The following is a 2,900-nucleotide window of genomic DNA, read 5'->3' as shown; positions in this document are numbered from 1 at the left end:
CAAATACCCCTTTCATACCTCTTTCGAAATCACTTAAATCTTCACCTGTGATAATTTTAGCGATGAATGTTATTCAATATTTGTCAAAATACTAGTGCAAAACTCGTAACGAAATCCTGTGTTAAAGTTTCACGTTATTCGCTTAAAATGCCTACATCGCTGGGTTTGAAAGCAATTTTCAAAACATTTGCTCTGTAGAAGAATGTTTTTTAACATTTTGTAGGAAGTCAGTAAAATCAAGTATCCAAAGAATACTAGAAATAAAATGTTGGACAAATCCTTTTGTATACCTAAGGTCAAATTTCGCTATAAAGTTTCCTTTCCCCTTTAGGTAAATGACAAAAGCCTACCGCTTCCTATATCCTTATTGACTTACGTCAACGGCAGGTAGGAGACAATAGGTTTTTGATTTAAGGATTTTGAAGTCCTAAAGTATAACCATAATTAAAGTAATTCAGAAAGCCATTTATCCAAATCGTCTCCCTCTAAATTCTCTTCTGATGGTTCTTTGTCTTTAAAGTCTAATATTGGTTTCTTTATTATTTTTACAGTTTGAATTTCTTCTCTTGTTATGTACTTGATGAACACAAATTGCTCTTTCTTTTCAAACATATATTCTTTTGCTAATTGCTCTGAATTAGTCCATATCATATATGAATTATCTAATACTGCATTTTTTAAGATTTTATCCGCAAACAATTGAAAATACTCGTTTTCATATTTTATTAGTACATCTTCTTTGTATATGATATCCACCTCATCTATATCAAGCATCCTAATAAATAAATCATTATGTACCCTTCCGAGCACATCAACATATTCAACAAATCCTTCATATTGGTAATTAGATGAAATCTCAACTTTGTTTTTTTCATTTCAGCAAGATATTTTTTATTTTTATATATACAATATATTTCACTCATCACTTCTCTCCTATTCTTTTAAAATCCATATTCCAAGTTTCTTATCATATATGAATTGTGAAATTGTATTACCTGTAACACTATCATGTATGCTTAGAGTATCACCTGTAATAAACTTTCTATTTTCTTGTACAAGTTCTGGCAGCACAATGTTCTTACTACCTGTAAATCCACGTCCTGTATAAGGAGCATTCTCAGCTGTCGGAAAATCTGTTGGAACTTTAACCTCATCTGCATCTTCTAACACATATGTTATTTTACCGTATACAGTATCGGCGTTTCCAACTGATTGTGAAACTCCATCTACACCATTTCCTACCTTAAATTCTGTATTATTATAATCTAGTCTATTTCCTTCAAATACATCATCTAATGTCGATAATGAACTAGAATGCTCATCTACGGATACAAAGCCTCTTACGCCACTATAGTTTTCATTATATAAATAATTGTATATATCACTTTGTGGTATGGTTTTGTTCATAACTGTTCCCACTTCTGGCAAACCGATATCGGCTCTTACTTTATCAACAAATTGCAATTCTTGTGGTGTCAACATTCTATTTGGGTCAAGTAATTTTGAAAATTCTTCAACACTCAATCCATTTTTTTCAATTACAGTTTTCACTTCTAAGGAAGTAATATCTTTATAACCAACACCATCAACCTCGTCCAAATGTTCAACCAGATCATCCACAACCTTTTTATCTGCTCTTAACAATTCCTCTCCAACACCAGTTGCAAATACATACTCCCCTGCTGCCGTAGCCGTTATCGTACCTGCTGAGACACTGATTAGTAAAGTTAGCGGAAGTGGTAAATCCATAATTTCGCCAGCCTCACCCACGGCATAGGCAACACCATTCGACGCTATGTTTATAGTAATTGCTTTACCTGCAAACACCAAACTATCCTTAGTTATTACCTTCGCTATACCACTTGCCTTAATTCCAACCATCAAGGTTACAACATCTACAGCCGCAAATACCCCTTTCATACCTCTTTCGAAATCACTTAAATCTTCACCTGTGATAATGTCTACACCTAGACATGCATCAATTATAGGAATTATTATTGTGGCATCTGCTAATGCTGATAAGAATTCTAAGAATGGTTTGTCCATCTTATTATCAAATTCACCATATGTATATATTGTTTTCAGATATTCTTCTTAATTCAATTCTTTTTATGGTATCAATTTTCACTCTTTTCTCATACAAACATTAATAACTATCCCTCTATTTCATTACAAAAGACCTCTTGTATTTCTATTTACCAAAAAATTTCACAGCTCTTTTATAATCCTCTTAATATTTTATTAGCTCACAACTATCAATAAAATCTTCAAGAGCTTCACTCTCTGTGATATATTCATCGACAGAATTTGTAATCTTGCTTGCTCTTTCATCTGTTACATATACAAACCATTTCCCTAAGTTTGAAGACTAATTTTTACCAACTTATATGTCAGTAAAATCAAGTCTTCGTTGAATTACTGTAAGAAATTGTCTGACAAATCCTTTCGTATACCTAAGGGTAAATTTCAGGGCAAATTTCGCTATAAAGTGAAACCCTAATAAATATTATTACATATTCTCTATAGCATCACTCATTCTATCTCTTAAGTATTCAAGAAAATCTTCATATACCGTTTTGTAATTTTTGTCACCTTGCGACCACATTTCAACTGTTTCAGTTTTTTCATCAAGGCAATAAATCCATTCATCACAGTTTTCTATCACAATCTTATCATCAGCTAATCCATATGACTTAAATTGTATAGTTTTATCAACAAATATCATTTTACCATTTTTCCCTATACCATAAGTCTCAATTCCCCCAATACCTCCATGACCGTATTTTTTTAAAAACCAACAATACTGCTCTGGCATTTTTACATTAAGCTTTTTTTCTGCCTCTATAATTTCTATATCATTCACATTTGGATACGTGAAATCTCCTTTTTCTTCATATTGT

3 protein-coding genes are annotated in these 2,900 nt (G+C 32.1%); all 3 read right to left on the bottom strand.

Annotated features, from left to right (window positions below):
• Positions 1-444 precede the first annotated feature (444 nt).
• Positions 445-774, bottom strand: coding sequence for a hypothetical protein (locus ACW2QF_RS19160; protein WP_455717618.1), 330 nt, complete (start codon positions 772-774; stop codon positions 445-447).
• Between the two features lie 159 nt (positions 775-933).
• The gene (locus ACW2QF_RS19155) at positions 934-2,046 is read right to left on the bottom strand and encodes a pre-toxin TG domain-containing protein (protein WP_455717617.1); all 1,113 of its coding nucleotides are present in this window, start codon (positions 2,044-2,046) and stop codon (positions 934-936) included.
• A 463-nt stretch (positions 2,047-2,509) separates the two neighbouring features.
• Positions 2,510-2,900: SMI1/KNR4 family protein (locus tag ACW2QF_RS19150; protein ID WP_455717616.1), on the bottom strand; the 391-nt coding region annotated here is incomplete at its 5' end.

It is taken from the genome of Anaerosporobacter sp. (assembly GCF_965301125.1).
The sequence above is the reverse complement of the archived record's forward strand: the minus strand, read 5'-3'. Positions and strand labels throughout refer to the sequence as shown.

Coding starts and splice junctions, on each gene's coding strand:
- ACW2QF_RS19155 (WP_455717617.1), bottom strand. CDS start 2,046: ATGGACAAACCATTCTTAGAATTCTTATCAGCATTAGCAGATGCCACA.
- ACW2QF_RS19160 (WP_455717618.1), bottom strand. CDS start 774: ATGCTTGATATAGATGAGGTGGATATCATATACAAAGAAGATGTACTA.